Raw genomic sequence first — 15,822 nt, forward strand, 5'->3', positions numbered from 1 at the left:
ACCCCCCTTTATGTCGAAACTCTATGATTCGAACTCAGACGCTGTGCTCTGCTACAGTCTGCCCGTGTCTTCGAGTGCCGTGCCGCGGGTCCGCCATGAATTGGCGTTGATCGCTATCGGGGATCTCGCGGTCGCGGACATTCTCTGTCGCTGATCGGAGACCGGGTCCTTCTGTGCCTCCCTGCCCTCGTAGACTGGCGCGCAACCTTTCCGCAGACGTACCCGAACCCCGGCGGTCGATTCGGCCGACAATCGCGCCATCGCCATAACACTGGCGGCAGGTCTACTGATTACCGCAATGTCTCCGCCACCGATGACTACTACCGGACAATGGCGGTCCGCAGGAAAGGCCAACCCTGATGTCTCGCAAATCCTGGCTCTCCTCGCGCCGACGCTACGGCGCCGTCGCACTCACTGCGCTCGCGGCGGTCGCGCTCACCGCGTGCGGCGGCGGAGCCAGCGACTCGACCGGGGGAGGCGGCGCCGACGGCAGCGGTGGCACCCTGAACCTCTATGCCTACGCTGTGCCGAAGCCCGGCTTCGACAAAGTAATCCCCGAGTTCAACAAGACCGAGCAGGGCAAAGGCATCCAGATCCAGCAGTCCTACGGCGCTTCGGGCGATCAGTCCCGCAAGGTGAAGGACGGCGCCGAGGCCGACATCGTGAACTTCTCCGTCGAGCCCGACATCACCCGCCTTGTCGACGCCGGCCTGGTGGACGAGAGCTGGAATGCCGACGCCACCAAGGGGATTCCATTCGGCTCGGTCGTCGCGATCGTGGTCCGCAAGGGAAACCCGAAGGGCGTCAAAGATTGGGACGACCTGCTGAAGCCGGGCGTCGAAGTGGTCACACCGAACCCGTTCAGCTCCGGTTCGGCCAAGTGGAACTTGCTCGCGCCATACGCGGCCAAGAGTGATGGCGGCAAGAACCCGCAGGCGGGCCTGGACTTTCTGAGCCAGCTGATCTCCACGGACCACGTGAAGGTACAGCCCAAGTCGGGCCGCGAGGCGACCGAGACCTTCTTGCAGGGCACCGGTGACGTGCTGCTGAGCTACGAGAACGAGGCGATCTTCTCGGAGCGCAACGGCGACCCGATCGAGCACACCGTCCCGCCGGTCACCTTCAAGATCGAGAACCCGGTCGCGGTGCTGAAGAACAGCAAGAACAAGGAGAAGGCCGTGGCCTTCCGAGACTTCCTGTTCACCACCGAGGGACAGAAGGCATGGGCCACGGCCGGTTTCCGGCCGGTCGACCCGAACGTGGCCGCCGACTACGCCGAGGACTTCCCGACGCCCCAGAAGCTGTGGACGATCGCCGACCTCGGTGGCTGGAAGACCGTGGACAAGGAGCTGTTCACGCCGAACACCGGATCCGTCGCGGTGATCTACGACAAGGCGACCAAGTAACCGGGCGTTTTCGGATACGGGAAACTGAACGATCGTGACTGACAGCAGGAACGCCGGGACCGATCCGGCCGGTCCCGGCGGCTCCGGCACCGAGACCGGTTCCGCGCGCCGAGCTGGACGCTGGAATTGGTCGTGGCTGCGCGTGACCGGCTCGGTGGGTCCGCTTGGCATCGCCACCGCGGTGCTGTGGCTCAGCATCATCGTGCTGCTGCCGCTGGCCGCGCTCACCGTGACCAGCTTCGAGGACGGCTGGTCCGGCTTCTGGGATGCGGTCACCGCGCCCGCCGCGCTGGACTCGCTCCGTATCACCGTGCTGGTGTCGGTGGTGGTGGGGCTGATCAACGTGGTGATGGGAACGCTGATCGCCTGGGTCCTGGTCCGCGACGAGTTCCCTGGTAAAAGCATCGTCAACGCGTTGATCGATCTACCGTTCGCGCTACCGACAATCGTGGCGAGCATCGTGCTGCTGTCGCTGTATGGGCCGCAGAGCCCGATCGATATCCACCTCAACGCGACGCAGCCCGGTCTGGTCGTGGCATTGGCGTTCGTTACCCTGCCGTTCGTGGTGCGTTCGGTGCAGCCGGTGCTCATCGAGGCCGACCTCGAGGTCGAGCAGGCTGCGCTCTCGCTCGGAGCGGACAACTGGACCACCTTCCGCCGGATCGTGCTGCCTACGCTGGCGCCCGCGATCATCAGCGGCGGAGGCTTGGCCTTCGCTCGCGCGATCGGCGAATACGGGTCGGTGGTGCTGATCGGCGGTGCTATTCCGCGCAAGACGGAGATGGCTTCGCAGTACATCCAGAAGCAGATCGAGATCGACCGGCCGGTGAACGCGGCGGCCGTCTCGGTCGCGCTACTGGCCATCTCGTTCGCGACGCTGCTGGTGCTGCGGCTGCTCGCCGAACGCGCCGCGCGCAAGGAACAGGCGACCCGATGAGACATAATCGCGCAGCGCTCGTCGGGTCGCCGGGGTGCGGGAACCCCCGCAGGATGGAGCCGACCCGATGAGACATAATCGCGCAGCGCTCGTCGGGTCGCCGGGGTGCGGGAACCCCCGCAGGATGGAACCCGCCCGATGAAACTGTCCGCACCGACCCGCGTCTCACTCCGGACGGTGGCGCTGGGTTATCTGTTCGTGTTGCTGGTTCTGCCGTTGGTCATCATTCTGTGGCGCACTTTCGAGCGGGGCGTCGGCGCGTTCATCGACTCGATCAGCACGCCCGCGGCTATCTCGGCCTTCCAGCTGTCCATTCTCATCGTGGCGATCGTCGTTCCGGTGAACGTCGTCTTCGGCATCGTCACCGCGATCGCGCTGGTCCGCGGGAAGTTCCCCGGCCGTAGCCTGGTCCAGGGCATCGTGGACCTGCCGTTCGCCGTCTCACCGGTGGTGGTCGGCGTGTCGCTGATCCTGCTGTGGGGCGCGGGCGGCTGGTTCGGCGGGCTCGAAGCCTTGGGACTCGAGGTGATCTTCAACTTGCCTGGCATGGTGATCGCCACCATATTCGTCACCCTGCCGTTCGTGGTGCGCGAGGTCGAGCCGGTGCTCCACGAGATCGGCGATGACCAGGAGCAGGCCGCGGCCACCCTCGGCGCGTCTCGATGGCAGACGTTCTGGCGGATCACCTTGCCCGCAATCCGGTGGGGCCTCACCTATGGTGTGGTGCTCACGGTGGCTCGCGCGCTTGGGGAGTTCGGCGCGGTGATCATGGTGTCCTCTGCCCTCCCCGGCAAGTCGCAGACGTTGACGCTGCTCGTGCACGGGCGATACATCAACGATCACAACACCTTCGGTGCCTACGCTGCCGCAACCTTGCTGATGGGCATCGCTCTCGTCAGCCTCCTGCTGATGACCCTCCTCGAACGTAAGCGGGGCACCAAGTGATCACCGTGACCAACGCGAAAAAGAACTACGGCTCGTTCGCGGCCCTCGACGACGTCACCATCGACATCCCGTCCGGTGAGCTGACCGCACTGCTCGGCCCCTCCGGCTCCGGCAAGTCGACGCTTCTGCGCTCGATCGCCGGGCTCGAGTCGCTGGACTCCGGGGTGGTCACCATCGCGGGCCGTGACGTCACCAGGGTGGCGCCGCAGAAGCGCGACATCGGTTTCGTGTTCCAGCATTACGCGGCGTTCAAGCACATGACGGTGCGCGACAATGTGGCGTTCGGCCTGAAGATCCGTAAGCGCCCCAAGGGCGAGATCCGCAAGCGCGTTGACGAACTGCTCGGCATCGTTGGGCTGGACGGCTTCCAGCACCGCTACCCGGCGCAGCTGTCGGGAGGGCAGCGGCAGCGCATGGCGCTGGCCCGCGCGCTGGCCGTCGACCCGCAAGTGCTGCTGCTGGACGAGCCGTTCGGCGCGCTGGACGCGAAGGTCCGCGCAGACCTGCGCACCTGGCTGCGCCGCCTGCATGAGGAAGTCCACGTGACCACTGTGCTGGTCACGCACGACCAGGAGGAGGCGCTCGACGTCGCCGACCGGATCGCGGTGATGAACAAGGGGCGCATCGAGCAGATCGGCAGTCCGGAGGACGTGTACGACCGTCCCGCCAACGAGTTCGTCATGTCCTTCCTCGGCGCGGTGGCCCGGCTCAACGGACATCTGGTGCGCCCGCACGACATTCGCGTCGGCCGCGACCCGAGCATGGCGCTCGCCGAGCACGAGGGCACCGCGGAATCGGCGGGCGTCACAAGGGCGACGGTGGAGCGCGTGGTCCATCTCGGTTTCGAGGTGCGTGTCGAAATGCGTAATGCCGCGACCGGCGACCTGTTCGCCGCGCAGGTCACTCGCGGTGACGCGGAGGCACTGCGGCTGTCGGACGGCGAGACGGTCTACGCCCGCGCCACCCGTATCCCGGAACTGCCTACGCATTAGCGGTCGGTGCGAATTCGGCCAACGGCGCGTCGTTCTCGACGCGCCGCATGTCGCTTGGCAGCTGGAATGTAGCTGAGCTCCTCGAGTTCTCGGCGGATGCCGTCTCGTGCGGGCATGGACGGCAGTCTCCGGCCGCGCTGAAACCGCCGGGGAAGGCTCCCTTTCGTGGTCGGGCATCCTGCCGGTCACGGCTTCCGAGTCAGCTCGGCGTCGTTCCGGAATCAGTACGCCGATCTGGTTCAGCTAATTGCTCGCTTCCATTTGTTCTGGGATATCACCGCAGTTGGAAAGGCATCAAAGCGAGATTGATGCGATGATGACCGCCGTTTGGCAAACATTGGGATTGCCGCGCCGAACCCGGCGTGGCACAAGGAAATCCGACCGGTCGGCCTGTGTGAGGGGCGGCGCGCGGGTGGACCGATCGATGGGTCGAGCTGTGTGCCGCGGCTCGGAACAGGCGGCATGCGGACAATTGGTTGTCCGGGGTTGGCACGAAGATCGCGGAGTGGTTGCCTGGACGGCGTTCGAAGCAAATCGGCACGGCGATCAGGTGGATTGCGATGGCGGTTGGTCTCGGTTTGAGCATCGGTACGGTGAACACGGTTTCCGCTCTGGCGGAGGAAGGTTCGGCCAAGGCTCCGCCGGGGCCGCGCAAAAAGCTGCGCCCGCAGGCGATTACCCGCCGCACCACGCTGACGTTCTACAGCACCGGAGTCGCCAGGGTTGGCATGATTCCCCGGCACGGTCGCGCGATCACCGAATTCGCCGACCTCACCCAGCGCTCGACCACCCGGGCGCGGGTCGGGCGCCGTACGCTCTCGCCGGCGAATCTCGTCGCGACGGTCGCCGACTGCGTGATCCGTGAGGTGCTGCATGATCATCCGTCCCGTGGCGCCGGTGTCGGGATCGCGCTGACCCATCCGGCCCGCTATACCGACGAGCAGGTAGGGGAGCTACGTGCCGCGCTGGACGGCGCGGACCTCACCCAGGTGGCTTTGGTCGCCGAACCCATCGCGGCGGCAACTTGGCTCGAGGCCGATCGCGGCCCGCTCATGCCCGGCCTCGCGCTGGTCTACGACCTCGGTGGCGCCGGCCTCGACGTCACGCTGGTCCGGGTCGGCGTGGGACGTCCACGCAATCCGATCGTCGGTGAGTCGTTGCGCTCCACCGAGTTCGGCGGACGCGCGTTCGGGGCGCGGTGCGCCGAACGCGCCGGACACGGTCTGCCCTCGTCTTCGATAACGGAGTCGGTCGCCGATGCCGACGAGCTGCGTTCGGCGCATATCAAGAAATCCCTCGAACTCGTGTACCGCTGCCTGCGGACGGCGGACGTCACCATGGCCGACGTCGATCGCGTCCTCGTGGTCGGCGGTGCGGCCCGGCCGGTGGAGGTGGCGCGAGTCCTCGCGGACGAGCTGGCCAGGCCGGTGATCACCGCGCCGGACCCGGAGCGCACCATCGCCGACGGCGCCGCGATCATCGGGCGCAGGGCGGCCGCCGAGGCCGAGGCTGCCGCCGAGCCGCCGGCCGACCAGCGCCGGGGCGGCCGCCGCGGGGGCGCCGGTCGTCCCGCGGCCACCCGTGCCTTGCTTCTGTCGCGTCGGACCAAACGCCGGTTGGCCAGGGGTGTCGTCGTCGCGGCGCTGTCGTTGGCCGGTATCGGTCTGTCCGTCGTGCCCAGTGATGGGGTGATCGTGGGATTGTCGCAGCTCGGGCTGCGGTAGGCGGGCTGTCCGGCGATGCCCGCGATGAGGGCGGGCATCGCCGGACCATCCTGGCGACTATCGGGTTGACGTAACTCTCCGTTGGTGTAACTATGGGATACAGATAAAGGTCCCACCAAGGAGAGGCAGTGACGACGATGTCCACAGCCGTGACGCCCACAGTCGATCCCGATCTGGCGAAGGCGCAGGAGTACGCCGCGAAGCTGCTGCTCCTCTCCGAGGGTTCGGTCGACAAGCACTTCGACCCGTTCGAGGACATCGACTGGGACAACCCCGACTTCGCCGCCGACGCTGGTGAAGATCGCTGGATCCTGCCCGTGTCCGCCGATACGCTCGGTCGCCACCCCTGGTATCAGGCGCTGCCGACCGAAACCAAGATCGCGGTCGGCAAGTATCGGCAGTCCAATATCGCCAAGGTCGGTCTGCAGTTCGAGTCGATCTTGATCAGCGGCATGGTCATTCACAACTTCGGCCTGCCCAACGGCTCGCCGGAGTTCCGGTACTGCTCCCACGAGATGATCGAGGAGCACAACCACACGCTGATGTTCCAGGAGATGGTCAACCGAATCGGGCTGGACGTTCCCGGGATGGGTCCGCTGGTCAGCAAATTCAAGTACTTGGGCGCGCCGGTGGCGGCTTTGTTCCCGAACCTGTTCTTCATGGCCGTCCTGGCCGGCGAGGAGCCGATCGACCACATCCAGAAGCAGATCCTGCGCTCGGGCGAAGAGGTGCACCCGATCATGCGCGGGGTCATGGCCATCCATGTGGCGGAAGAGGCGCGGCACATCTCCTTTGCGCACGAGTTCCTGAAGAACCATGTGCCCCAGACGAAAACGGGCCAGAAGTTCGTGCTGTCACTGGCCATGCCGATCGTCATGTGGATCCTCGGCCGCGCCATCGTGACCCCGCCGCGGTCGTTCTTCGAGAAGTTCGACATCCCGGAGAAGGTCCGCAAGGAGCTCTTCTACGGGTCCGAGGAGGCCAAACAGACCTTCAGTGACTACTTTTGCGATGTGCGCACCCTGGCCAAGGACATCGGGCTGATCAACCCGGCCGCCAAGGCGGTCTGGAAGCTGCTTCGGATCGATGGCCACACCACCCGGTACCGCTCCGAGCCGCGTCGCGCAGTGAGCAAGGTCGCCTGAGCCGACCATGCCCTACGTCGTCACCCAGTCCTGTTGCAGCGACGCGTCGTGCGTGTACGCCTGCCCGGTCAACTGTATCCATCCCACACCCGACGAACCGGACTTTCCGACGGCGGAGATGCTGTATGTGGACCCCGAGGCGTGCGTCGACTGCGGCGCCTGCGCCACCGCGTGCCCAGTCGACGCCATCGTGTCATCGAAGAAGCTGACCGAGGAGCAGAAGCCGTTCATCGAGATCAACGCGGATTTTTACCGGCAGACGCGCCCGCGCCCGCTGCTGGCGCGGCCGGTGCCCGCGGCGAAGATCCATACCGAGCGGCAGCCGCTCCGGGTGGCGATCGTGGGGTCCGGGCCGTCGGCGATGTATGCGGCGGACGAGTTGCTGACCCAGCCGGATGTGTCGGTGACCGTGTTCGACCGGCTGCCGACGCCCTACGGACTCGCCAGGCACGGCGTCGCGCCCGACCACCCCAAGACACGCAAGGTCAGCGAACTGTTCGATGTGATCTCGGCGCAGCCGGGGTTCGGGTCGTACCTGAATGTCGAGATCGGGGCGCACATTTCGCAGGCCGAGCTGCTCGACCACTTCCACGCGGTGATCTACGCGGTGGGTGCGTCCTCGGACCGCAAGCTCGGCATCCCGGGTGAAGGGCTGGCGGGCAGCGCGTCGGCCACCGACTTCGTCGCCTGGTACAACGGACATCCTGATCACACCGCCCGTGTCTTCGACTTGTCTGGGCAGCGCGCGGTGATCGTCGGCAACGGGAACGTCGCCTTGGACGTCGCGCGCATTCTGACCAGTGACCCCGACACGCTGGCCGACACCGATATCGCCCCGTACGCGCTGCGCGCGTTGCGGGAGAGCAAGCTCGAGGAAGTGGTCGTGCTCGGCCGCCGCGGTCCGCTCGAATCCGCGTTCACTGTGCCGGAATTCGTCGGCCTGCTCGGCTCCGATGTGAATGTCGTGATCGAGGGGGAGCTACCCGAGCTCGATGCGGAGCTGCCCTATCAGGTCGAACAGAAGCTGCGGCTACTGCACAGCCTGCACACCCGCCCCGGCGGCACGCGCAAGCGGATCGTGTTCCGATACTTGGCCGCGCCCACCGCGATCCTCGGTAGCGACCGGGTGACCGGCGTCGAGGTCGGCCGCACCGACCTCGTCATCGATCCGGACGGACGCGTCCGCGCGGTCGCGACGGGGGAGACCGATCGGCTCGACGCGGGCCTGGTCCTCACTTCGGTCGGCTACCGCGGCGTTCCGGTGCCAGGTCTGCCGTTCGACGAGACCGCGGCCGTGATTCCGAACCAGGACGGGCGGGTACTGGACCGTGTCGGCGGCGCGCTGCTGCCGGGCAGCTACGTCACCGGCTGGATCAAGCGCGGTCCCACCGGCTTCATCGGAACCAACAAGTCCTGCGCGCAGGAGACGGTGCGGCAGCTCGCCGCGGACTTCAACGCGGGCCGACTGGCCGAACCCGGCGGCACCGCCGCGGAGTTCGACCGCTTGGTGCGTCGGCGCCGGCCCGCGGTCCACGCCGGGGGAGCCGTCGCTCGCCCGAGCCGCGTCCGCCGTCTGCTGACCCGCACCTGACCTAACCCCGCCTCGAGGTACCGCCACCGCCGGTACCTCGAGGTCACACATCGCGGTATTTCGTTTCCAGCGTCCGCCGTTTCGGCCACAGGCCCACGCTATGAGGACGTGGACCAGGCATCCGGCCCTTCGGCGCTCGCGGCGACCGAACCCGGATGGTCAGCGCGCGGTGAACCCGCCGTCGACGGCCAGCGCCGCACCGGTGACGAAGCTCGCCTCGCGGCTGAGCAGGTACGCGCAGAACGACGCGATCTCCTCCGGCGTGCTGATCCGGCCCAGCGGGTGCAGCGCGGCGATGGTCGCCACAGCCTCTGGCGTCGCACCCATCGTGTTCCGGAACGCCGGTGTGTCCACCGCCCCGGACACCAGTGCGTTGACCCGAATACCTTTGTCAGCAGCCTCCAATGCCGCCGCCCTGGTCAACCCGACCACGCCGTGCTTGGCCGCCACGTACGGCGCCACAGAGCCCATTCCGACCACGCCGAGATTCGAGGCGTTGTTCAGGATCGCTCCGCCACCCGAGGCGACGAGCGCGGGAATCTGGTGCCGCAGGCCGTAGTACACACTGGTGAGGTTGAGCTCGAGGTCGGCGCGCCAGCCCGGCTCCTCGATCTCTTCGATCGGCCCGAACGCGTGCACGGCGCCCGCATTGTTGAATGCCGCGTCCAGACGGCCGTATTCGGACAGCGCTGCCTGGGTCAGACGCGCCACGTCCTGCTCCACCGTGACATCGGTCGGCACGAACAGCGCATGTCCGCCGGCCGCGCGGATCTCGGTGGCAACCTGCTCGCCCGCGTCCTTGCCACGCGCGCCGAGGACGACTGCGGCGCCTTCGCCGGCGACCCGCATCGCCACCGCCTTGCCCACCCCCGAGCTGGCGCCGGTGATCAGGACGACCTGCTCGGCGAACCGTGTTCCCATCTCTGCACTCCCTTTCCACTCGCGACCCACCTCGGTGGTGGTCGCGCTGTCGAGTCAAGCTGGCGGAAGCGGCCGAGGCTGGCGTATATCGGACTTTGCGTTTGACGTGTCATTAATTGCTGCGGCGCGGCCGTTCCATGAAATCCCCAGCGATGGCAATGATCTGGTTACCGACCGGTCGGTGTCGATCGCGCGGTGTGTTTCTGGGTGGGAAAGCCGTCCTTCGGTTGGGTTATGACCGCCATATCGCAATCGCTGTAAAGTAGCGGAAATATGCGGCTCGCAGTCGAATTGGCATGTCGAGGGTGCTGAACGCGAGATCTTAATCGTTCTACCTGCATGTTCGGATTGATCATGGCTATCAGCGAAACACTGCATATCAATTACGCATATGTATTGACTCGAAGCAGCTAACCTGTAGTCGCTGTTTGGAAGACGACCGCGGCCACATGGTTCTCCTATGTGATGGACGTGGTCACGGTGCGTTGACGGGATAGCAGATGACCACAGGCTTGGGTTTCAGCATCGGTGCAGTGAACTCCGTGACGGCATCGGTGACCGGAGAGCGCACTCGTCCCGTGGTGCGTTCGCGGCGCACCGCGGTGACGTTCGACAGTGCGGGTAGACTCCGTATCGGCGGAATTCCCCAATTCACGACGGCAGTCAAAGATTTCGCCGACCTGAGCCGCGACCCGGATACCGTGATCGTCGGGGGCCGCATCTGGTCGCCCGCCAACCTGGTCGCGGCGGTGGTGAACGAACTGCGCGCGGCCGAGCCCGGCGCATGTGCGTCCGGCGTAATCGCGACCTATCCGGCAAGCTATTCCGACAAGCAGGTCGCGCTGCTACGCCAGGCGCTGGACCTCTCCGGTGGCGGCGACGTGCTGCTGGTGCCCGAACCGGTGGCGGCGGCCGAATGGTTGGAACATGAGCACGGCCCCCTGGAGTCGAGCTTCGTCCTGGTCTATGACCTCGGCGGCACCAGCCTCGACGTGACCGTCGTGCGCGTCGGCCCGGATTGGGATAACCATCCGATGATCGGAAAGCCGGTTCGCTCCTACGATTTCGGTGGCAGGCCGCTGGGATCGATGATCGCGCGTTACGCCCCGGACGTCACGCCGCGGTCCGCGGGCGTGTCGATGACGTCGATCGTCGACATCGACGGGCTCCGCACCGCACATGTGCACGACTCGCTCGAGGTGGTCCGTGCCTGCGTCCGGCAGGCAGAGATCACGATGTCCGACATCGGTCGTGTCCTCCTGGTCGGCGGCGCGTCCCGGCCCGCCGAAGTGGCGCGCACGCTCGCCGAACTCGGCCGACCCGTGGTGATTTCGGCCGACCCCGGGCAGACTGTCGCAGCGGGCGCCGCCCTCATGGCGGCGCGGACCATGGCACTCGGCGCGTCCGGCGGCCGGGCCGGCGCGCAGCGCGTGGCCGTGTTCTCCAGCGCCGCTGTGGTTTCAGCGGTCGCCATGTCGGCCGTCACCGTCTTCGGCGGTCCCACTGTTCCCGAGCTGTCACCGATGCTCGACCGCTTACCGGATATCGACGCGCCGACCGACGCCATCCTGTACGACGCGCGGGGCGAGGCCGCCGAGGCCTGGTCCTGGATGGCCGCCCCCGTGCGATGGAACTCAGGGCAGGTGATGCCGTCGTTGCTTTCGCCGCGAACCTCCGCGTACAGCCGGTTCGTCAAGCCGGCGCCTCGCAGCACGGCGCCTGGTCCTTCGGTGTCCAACTCACCGAGCGGCCCGCATCGGGAGCCTCGAACATGCTGCGGCCCGGAGGGATCCCGAGGCGGGACGTACTCCAACCCGGCCTACTTCGTGAACCCGCTGCCGTTCGGTCCTTTCGTCCACCGCGTCCCCAAAGTCCCCGATCAGCCGCCCGTGCCTACTCGGCCGCTGGTGCCTGCTGAGCCGCCGGTGCCTGCTGAGCCGCCCGCGTCGGGTAACGAGACGCCGACCGCACCGTCTGTGGGGGCGCCGGTCCCGGCACCGGGCGCGACCGCACCTGCGCGCCAGTCGGGTTCGACACCTGGGGTTCCGAACCGCGGGTCCACCCCGACCAGCCCCGGCGCGACGAGGCCGGGTCGTTCGACCGAAGCTCCGTCCACCGGGGGTGTGTCTGGTACTCCGGCATCCGGAACGCATGGTGGAAATTACGGCGACCCCTCTGATGCCACCCCACCGGACTCCTCCTCTGGCGGTGCTTCAACCGGTGGCGCGTCGTCAGAAGCGTCTGAGGGAACCTGGACCGGTGGAGCGTCTTCGGGCAACGGTGCCCCCGGCGGTACCACCTCAGGAGGTTCCTCGACAGGTGGTTCCGCCTCGGACAGTTCTACTGGTGGTCCCGCGGGTGGTGCGTCGTCGGGCGACACCACAGCGGGTACGTCGCCTGGTGGTTCCTCGTCGGGTGGTGGCGCTGGGCGTCCGTCTTCCAGTGGCGCGTCGGCCGGGAACTCCGCGGGGGCTTCATCTTCCAGTGGCGCGGCGTCGGCCGGAAACTCCGCGGGGGCTTCGTCTTCCGGTGGTGCGGCAGGGCGTCCTGGCTCGAATGGGGCGTCTACCTCCGGTGGTGCGTCCTCTGGTGGCTATGCCGGAGGTGCGTCGCCCGGTGGTTCCGCGTCGGGTGGTGGCGCTGGGCGTCCGTCTTCCAGCGGCGGGTCCTCGGCCGGAAATTCCCCGGGGGCTTCATCTTCCGGTGGTTCCACGGGCCGTTTCGGCTCGGGCGGAGGGCCGACCTCCGGCGGTTCGTCGCCCGGTGGCGTCGGCGGCGCAGGCGGGAGCGGAGCTCGCGGTCGTTAGACCCCAGCCGAGTCGGCGCCGAATTCTCCGGCGCGAGCAGGTATCTCGGTGCTGTCGATCGGCTGACGAGGGCCGCGGTGCGGAGGCACAATGGGTTAGTGGTATGCGGGGGACCCCAGCTGATCGCGCTGGACGTGGATGGGACGCTGCTGGACACCGGGACACCGGTCAGTGCGCGCGTGATCGCTGCCGTGCGTGCTGCCGTCGAGGCAGGCGCGCATGTCATCGTGACGACCGGGCGCACCCTGCTGACGACGCGGTCCGTGCTGACCGAACTCGGTCTGAACGAAGGGCACGCGCTGTGCTCGAACGGGGCGGTGCACATCGACGTGGCGAAGGGGGAGCCGGTCACCGTGCAGGCCTTCGACCCCGCACCGGCCGTCACCGCGCTGCGTGCGCTGTTCCCGGAAATGATCTTTGCCGTGGAGAAGGTCGGAATCGGAACCTGGGCCACCGGCATCAGTCCAGGCGAGTTCTCGATCGGGGAGTACCTGCTCGTCGACTACCACGCGTTGAGCAGCGAACCCACCCCGCGGCTGAACGGCTGGTGGCCGGACGGGTCGCCGGCGGAGATGCTCCGTGCGTTGCGCACCCTCCAGGTGCCGGGAGCGAGCTGGGTGCACGGTGAGTTCGGCCCGTGGTTGACCGTCTCCCGTCAGGGGGTGTCCAAGGGCTGGGCGCTCGAGCGACTGCGCATGTCCCTCGGCATTCCACACGACGCGACCTTGGCCATCGGCGACGGTTACAACGACCGGGAGATGCTCCGTTGGGCAGCGCATTCCGTGGCGATGGCGAATGCCCCCGCAGAGGTGCGGAGCCTGGCTGATGAGGTTACCGACCACGTACTCGAGGACGGCGTCGCGACCGTCTTGGAGCGATGGTTCCGCGCCTGACGTGGTCGTCCTTTCGGTCGGGTCGCGCCCATCGCGGTCAGGTTCGTTGCGTGCGAAGTGGCGAATGGCCATGCCGCTGAGCTGTGGTTCGCCGGATGAGTCCCATCGACGCGATCGAGTTGCCAGGTGATCGCGGCAACCGGTACTGCTGCGCACCGACGAGTCGCTGCCTGTCACGCTCACCCGCGGTGTGTATCGCCCGGAAGCAGGCGGCACGATGCTGACGTCACCGGCAGGCGGCGAAAGTCCGTGCAATCCGTGGCTATGCGGGCCGAAGACCGTCCAGGATCGCGCCGAGACCGCGCTCGAAGCGTTGGCCCGCGTCGGCCTTCGCGTAGCCGGTGAGGAACTCGGCCGCAGGCGCGATCTCCGCGCCGTCGGCAGAGCTCAGACGTGGTAGATCGGCGGTGAGTTCCGCTACGGTCGAACTGGTTCCAGCCCAGGCCGATTCGGCAAGCGCCGCGCCGAGCACGTAGTAGTAGAAGCCCGTTGTCGCGGATTCCAGTCGCTCGCCGGTGAATCCCGCGGCGGTGAGCACTCGCAGGATCGCACCGAATTGAGCGACGGCCGCGGGTCCCATCGGCGGGTTGTCGCCGACCAGTGCGGCCGCCCAGTGGTGGCGCAGCAGCGCTTCGAAGGTGCGTCGTCCGATCGCGGCGAGCTCGGCTCGCCAAATCGCGCGGGGTTCGGCATCTTCCAGCGTCTCGGCGAAGACCGCGTCCAGCGCGTATTCGAGCAGGTCATCCTTCGTGGCGATGTAGCCGTAGAGCGTCATCGGCGGGACGCCGAGCCGCTCGGCCAGCTTGCGCATGGTCAATCCGGCGACTGATTCCTCGTCGAGCAGCGCGACCGCGGCCGTCACGATCCGGTCGAGATCCAGCGAAGGCCGACCGCGCCCGGCCTTCGCCGGGCGCAGCCATATCGACTTCCTCTCGGGCATTGCCCGATCATACGGGACCGCGTACATTGAACGATGTTACGTACATTGTACGGTCTGAACGTACAATGTACGGCCAGTGCTCGAATCCGGGAGGTAATGATGTCGACACGTAACGTGCGCAAGACCGATGTGGTGGTCGTCGGTGGCGGATTGTCCGGACTGGCCGCCGCGCGGCGGCTGGTCGAGCACGGCCGTTCGGTTAGAGTGCTGGAGGCCGGAGCGCGCGTCGGCGGACGAACACTGACCGGCTGGGCGGGCGATCTCGCGTTGGACCAAGGCGCGACCCTGGTCTATCCCATGCAGCACAATGTGTTCCGGCTCGCTGGGGCTCTCGGCGTCGACCTGTTCGAGAGCCGATCCGACGGGCGTTTCCTGCTCTATACCGAGGGCGCCAGACACAGTTTCCGATTCGGCGACTCTCGCGGCATGAAGCTGTTCGGTATGCCGGTTCTGCGCCCCCTGCTCCGCGTCGCCCTCCACGTCGCGGCGCTCCGAACCACCCTGCCGCTGCCGCCCGATGCGATGATGCAGGTGCTCCGCGCCATCTCGGCGCTGGACGAACTCGCCGCCACGGTGCCCGCGGCGGCACCATGGACCGCCCCTGACGCCGATCTGCTCGATTGCCGCGCCTTCGATTCCTGGCTGCGCGAACAGGTGCCGTCGACTCAGGCCCGCCGGTTGCTCGAGGCGAACGTTGCCGGATACCTGCCCGCGACCACCTCACTGCTCTACGCATTGCACTTCTTCAACACCTGGGGCGGTGTGCGGAGGCTACTCGGTACGCCCGCTCGGGTACATCGATTCAGTGGTGGTGCACAGGAATTGGCGCTCGCGCTGGCCGCGGCACTGGGCGATCGCGTGGTTCTGGACAGCTCCGTGCTAGAGATCGCCCAGCACTCCACCGGCGTAGTGGTGCGCTGCGCCGACGCCGAGTTCGCGGCGGAGCGAGTGATCGTCGCGATGGCTCCCTCGGGCATTCGAAAGCTGCGCTTCGAGCCTGCACTGCCCGTCGATCGCATAGCGCTGCAGGACGCTTGGCAACCAGTGCACGGCCGCAAGGTCAATATCGTCTACGACGAACCGTTCTGGCGGCAGGCCGGGCTGTCCGGTTCCGCGCTCACCGATCTCGACGTGGTACCTGGGCTCACCGACGCCTCACCGCAGGACGGGAATGCGGGCATCCTGGCCGGCTATCTGCCTGCCGACCGAGGACCCGCCGACGCCGCTGAACGCCGCCGTGCGGTGCTGGCGGTGTGCGCCGAACTCTTCGGGCCGCGCGCTCGCACACCCCGGCACTATGTCGAAAAGAACTGGCAGGACGAGCCGTACGCGCACGGCTGCGAGGGCGGTCTCGCGGTCGGCGCACTCACCTCGGCGCGTCGCCTGGCCAGCACGCCGGTCGATCGTGTGCATTGGGCAGGCGTCGAGACCGCCGACGCATGGATCGGCTTCCTCAGCGGCGCCATCCAGGCGGGCGAACGCGCCGCCGACGAGGTCCTCGCGGCGAGCCCGGCTCGATGA

Annotated in this window: 13 protein-coding genes; 11 read left to right on the forward strand and 2 right to left on the reverse strand. The window is 67.2% G+C overall.

The annotated features are described in order from the left end of the window. The first annotated feature begins 64 nt into the window (after positions 1 to 64). The 8 genes from OH799_RS32350 to OH799_RS32385 all read left to right on the forward strand — a co-directional run bounded on the left by OH799_RS32350 (position 65) and on the right by OH799_RS32385 (position 8,740). Complete coding sequence (locus OH799_RS32350; RefSeq protein ID WP_406272165.1) at positions 65 to 154, forward strand: Ms4533A family Cys-rich leader peptide; 90 nt, start codon at positions 65 to 67, stop codon at positions 152 to 154. Positions 155 to 359: 205 nt separating this feature from the next. Beyond that, positions 360 to 1,406: a sulfate ABC transporter substrate-binding protein gene (locus OH799_RS32355; protein ID WP_406272167.1), complete on the forward strand. Its 1,047-nt coding sequence runs from the start codon at positions 360 to 362 to the stop codon at positions 1,404 to 1,406. 136 nt (positions 1,407 to 1,542) lie between these two features. Beyond that, positions 1,543 to 2,343, forward strand: coding sequence for a sulfate ABC transporter permease subunit CysT (gene cysT, locus OH799_RS32360; protein WP_357266627.1), 801 nt, complete (start codon positions 1,543 to 1,545; stop codon positions 2,341 to 2,343). A gap of 138 nt (positions 2,344 to 2,481) precedes the next feature. Next, complete coding sequence (gene cysW / locus OH799_RS32365) at positions 2,482 to 3,288, forward strand: sulfate ABC transporter permease subunit CysW (protein ID WP_406272170.1); 807 nt, start codon at positions 2,482 to 2,484, stop codon at positions 3,286 to 3,288. Then, on the forward strand, positions 3,285 to 4,280 hold the full coding sequence (locus OH799_RS32370) for a sulfate ABC transporter ATP-binding protein (protein WP_357266481.1): 996 nt from the start codon (positions 3,285 to 3,287) through the stop codon (positions 4,278 to 4,280). Before cysW ends, OH799_RS32370 begins: the two co-directional genes overlap by 4 nt. 560 nt (positions 4,281 to 4,840) lie before the next feature. Continuing rightward, positions 4,841 to 6,004 (forward strand): Hsp70 family protein, encoded by a 1,164-nt coding sequence (locus OH799_RS32375; protein ID WP_406272173.1) that lies wholly within the window; start codon positions 4,841 to 4,843, stop codon positions 6,002 to 6,004. Between the two features lie 137 nt (positions 6,005 to 6,141). Continuing rightward, positions 6,142 to 7,149, forward strand: a complete 1,008-nt coding sequence (locus OH799_RS32380; protein WP_406282791.1) for a diiron oxygenase — start codon at positions 6,142 to 6,144, stop codon at positions 7,147 to 7,149. Between the two features lie 7 nt (positions 7,150 to 7,156). After that, positions 7,157 to 8,740: an FAD-dependent oxidoreductase gene (locus tag OH799_RS32385; protein ID WP_406272176.1), complete on the forward strand. Its 1,584-nt coding sequence runs from the start codon at positions 7,157 to 7,159 to the stop codon at positions 8,738 to 8,740. A gap of 159 nt (positions 8,741 to 8,899) precedes the next feature. On the opposite strand, the gene OH799_RS32390 is transcribed toward OH799_RS32385, so the two are convergent. After that, positions 8,900 to 9,661 (reverse strand): SDR family NAD(P)-dependent oxidoreductase, encoded by a 762-nt coding sequence (locus OH799_RS32390; RefSeq protein WP_406272179.1) that lies wholly within the window; start codon positions 9,659 to 9,661, stop codon positions 8,900 to 8,902. A 500-nt stretch (positions 9,662 to 10,161) separates the two neighbouring features. Between OH799_RS32390 and OH799_RS32395 the strand changes: the two genes are divergently transcribed. Both OH799_RS32395 and OH799_RS32400 read left to right on the forward strand, forming a co-directional pair. Next, positions 10,162 to 12,468: an Hsp70 family protein gene (locus OH799_RS32395; protein WP_406272182.1), complete on the forward strand. Its 2,307-nt coding sequence runs from the start codon at positions 10,162 to 10,164 to the stop codon at positions 12,466 to 12,468. A gap of 98 nt (positions 12,469 to 12,566) precedes the next feature. Continuing rightward, positions 12,567 to 13,361 carry an HAD-IIB family hydrolase gene (locus OH799_RS32400; RefSeq protein WP_406272185.1) on the forward strand — a complete coding sequence of 265 codons (795 nt, stop codon included), beginning with the start codon at positions 12,567 to 12,569 and terminating at the stop codon, positions 13,359 to 13,361. A 262-nt stretch (positions 13,362 to 13,623) separates the two neighbouring features. Here the strand turns inward: OH799_RS32400 and OH799_RS32405 are convergent, their stop codons facing one another. Next, entirely contained in the window at positions 13,624 to 14,301 is a 678-nt protein-coding gene (locus OH799_RS32405) for a TetR/AcrR family transcriptional regulator (RefSeq protein ID WP_406272188.1), read from the reverse strand. A gap of 99 nt (positions 14,302 to 14,400) precedes the next feature. Between OH799_RS32405 and OH799_RS32410 the strand changes: the two genes are divergently transcribed. Continuing rightward, positions 14,401 to 15,822, forward strand: a complete 1,422-nt coding sequence (locus tag OH799_RS32410) for a flavin monoamine oxidase family protein (protein ID WP_406272191.1) — start codon at positions 14,401 to 14,403, stop codon at positions 15,820 to 15,822.

This window comes from Nocardia sp. NBC_00881 (genome assembly GCF_045207455.1).
GTDB lineage: Bacteria > Actinomycetota > Actinomycetes > Mycobacteriales > Mycobacteriaceae > Nocardia.

What these genes read in the sequence shown, in the direction of transcription:
- OH799_RS32355 (WP_406272167.1), top strand. Translation starts at nt 360, where the DNA reads ATGTCTCGCAAATCCTGGCTCTCCTCGCGCCGACGCTACGGCGCCGTC.
- cysW (WP_406272170.1), top strand. Translation starts at nt 2,482, where the DNA reads ATGAAACTGTCCGCACCGACCCGCGTCTCACTCCGGACGGTGGCGCTG.
- OH799_RS32375 (WP_406272173.1), top strand. Translation starts at nt 4,841, where the DNA reads ATGGCGGTTGGTCTCGGTTTGAGCATCGGTACGGTGAACACGGTTTCC.
- OH799_RS32380 (WP_406282791.1), top strand. Translation starts at nt 6,142, where the DNA reads ATGTCCACAGCCGTGACGCCCACAGTCGATCCCGATCTGGCGAAGGCG.
- OH799_RS32385 (WP_406272176.1), top strand. Translation starts at nt 7,157, where the DNA reads ATGCCCTACGTCGTCACCCAGTCCTGTTGCAGCGACGCGTCGTGCGTG.
- OH799_RS32390 (WP_406272179.1), bottom strand. Translation starts at nt 9,661, where the DNA reads ATGGGAACACGGTTCGCCGAGCAGGTCGTCCTGATCACCGGCGCCAGC.
- OH799_RS32395 (WP_406272182.1), top strand. Translation starts at nt 10,162, where the DNA reads ATGACCACAGGCTTGGGTTTCAGCATCGGTGCAGTGAACTCCGTGACG.
- OH799_RS32405 (WP_406272188.1), bottom strand. Translation starts at nt 14,301, where the DNA reads ATGCCCGAGAGGAAGTCGATATGGCTGCGCCCGGCGAAGGCCGGGCGC.
- OH799_RS32410 (WP_406272191.1), top strand. Translation starts at nt 14,401, where the DNA reads ATGTCGACACGTAACGTGCGCAAGACCGATGTGGTGGTCGTCGGTGGC.